Raw genomic sequence first — 1,671 nt, forward strand, 5'->3', positions numbered from 1 at the left:
CCGCGGTTGATGATGTCCTCGGCCTTGATGTTGTGGCGGTGCATCGGCGACAGCTGATCCTTGCGCGAGATCATGATCTTCTCAGCATAGAGCATGCCCATGCCGAGCTTCATGTCCTCGTAGCGGCCGTTGCGCACGGTGAAGAGGAACAGGCCGAGCTCGTCGAACTTCTCCTGGCCGTAGTCGGTGATGTCCCAGCCGAGGCGCGAGGTGAACACGGCCGAGGAATCGGCCTTGCGCGCCTTGGCCTCTTCCGGCGACCAGTAGGCGAAGGGCGGCATGATGTAGCCGAACGAACGGATGAAGGCGTCGGCTTCGCGGATGATGTCGTTGATCTTGGAGCGCTTCATAGGGTCCCTTCCTTCCGGCCGCTGGCTGCAGAATTGTCCCTTCGGCATAGCCGAACGCCGGTCCGCTGTCGATTGAAACTGCTCCGGCTGGCCCGTGACAATCGCGCCGTTCGGGGCCATAACGCCACGCAGATTTGTGGATGGTGAAACATGCCTAGCATAGACGACCTCGACACGCCGGCGATCCTGATCGACGCGGCCCGCGCCGAAGCCAACATCAGCAAAGCGCAGGCACATGCCGACGCGCACGGCCTGAAGCTTCGCCCGCACATCAAGACGCATAAGCTGCCTTACTGGGCGAAGAAGCAGGTCGCGGCCGGCGCCGTCGGCATCACCTGCCAGAAGATCGGCGAGGCCGAGGTGATGGCGGACGCCGGGCTGGCCGACATTTTCCTGCCCTACAACATCCTCGGCCGCGCCAAGCTGGAACGGCTGCAGGCCCTGCACGGCCGCGTCACCCTCTCGGTGACGGCGGACAGCCATGAGACGCTGGAAGGACTTGCCGCAACCTTTACCGATGCCGGCCATCCGCTGTCGGTGCTGGTCGAGTGCGACACCGGCATGGGCCGCTGCGGCGTGCAGAGCCCAGCCGAAGTGCTCGAGTTGGCGAAAGCAATCGATAAGGCCAAGGGCCTCAGCTTCGGCGGGCTGATGACCTATCCGGCCGCGGGTCGCGCCACAGAGGCGGAAGCCTGGCTCAAGATCGCGCGCGACGCGCTGGCAGCGGCCGGCCTTCGATGCGAGCGCATCTCAAGCGGCGGCACGCCGGACATGTGGCGCTCTGGCGAAGACAGCATCGTCACCGAATACCGCCCAGGCACCTATATCTATCTCGACCGCTACCAAGTGGCCAAAGGCGTCGGCACGATAGGCGATTGCGCGCTGACGGTGCTTGCCACCGTGGTCAGCCATCCGACCAAGACCCGCGCCATCCTCGACAGCGGCAGCAAGGCGCTGTCCTCCGATACGCTCGGGCTGCCCGATTTCGGTGAGCTTCTCGGCGTCCCCAGCGCCCGCGTCACCGGCCTGAGCGAAGAGCACGGTACCGTCACGCTTTCCGACGGCGCCGGCTTGCGCATCGGCGAGCGCGTGCGCGTCGTCCCAGATCATTGCTGCGTGGTGACGAACCTGTTCGACCAGGTGCATCTGATCGACGGCGACAAGGTGCTGGAAACGCTGCCGGTCGCGGCGCGGGGGCGTATGCGGTGATGTGTGCCTCTCCTTCTCCCCTTGTGGGAGAAGGTGGATCGGCGCGATAGCGCCGAGACGGATGAGGGGTGTTCCAGGGAACACCAGCGCCTCACTCCGCTGGAACACCCCT

2 protein-coding genes are annotated in these 1,671 nt (G+C 65.0%); one reads left to right on the forward strand and one right to left on the reverse strand.

The genetic code is table 11. The features are described from left to right. Positions 1–350 (reverse strand): D-lyxose/D-mannose family sugar isomerase (locus Q0L57_RS14565; RefSeq protein WP_296743714.1); only part of this gene is annotated, 350 nt, incomplete at its 3' end. 150 nt (positions 351–500) lie between these two features. Between Q0L57_RS14565 and Q0L57_RS14570 the strand changes: the two genes are divergently transcribed. Then, the gene (locus Q0L57_RS14570) at positions 501–1,559 is read left to right on the forward strand and encodes a D-TA family PLP-dependent enzyme (RefSeq protein ID WP_296743716.1); all 1,059 of its coding nucleotides are present in this window, start codon (positions 501–503) and stop codon (positions 1,557–1,559) included. Positions 1,560–1,671: the final 112 nt, after the last annotated feature.

It is taken from the genome of Mesorhizobium sp. (assembly GCF_024509055.1).
Taxonomy (GTDB): domain Bacteria; phylum Pseudomonadota; class Alphaproteobacteria; order Rhizobiales; family Rhizobiaceae; genus Mesorhizobium.

Bases quoted from the DNA above. Each gene is read 5' to 3' on its own strand.
- Q0L57_RS14570 (WP_296743716.1), top strand. From the start codon at position 501: ATGCCTAGCATAGACGACCTCGACACGCCGGCGATCCTGATCGACGCG.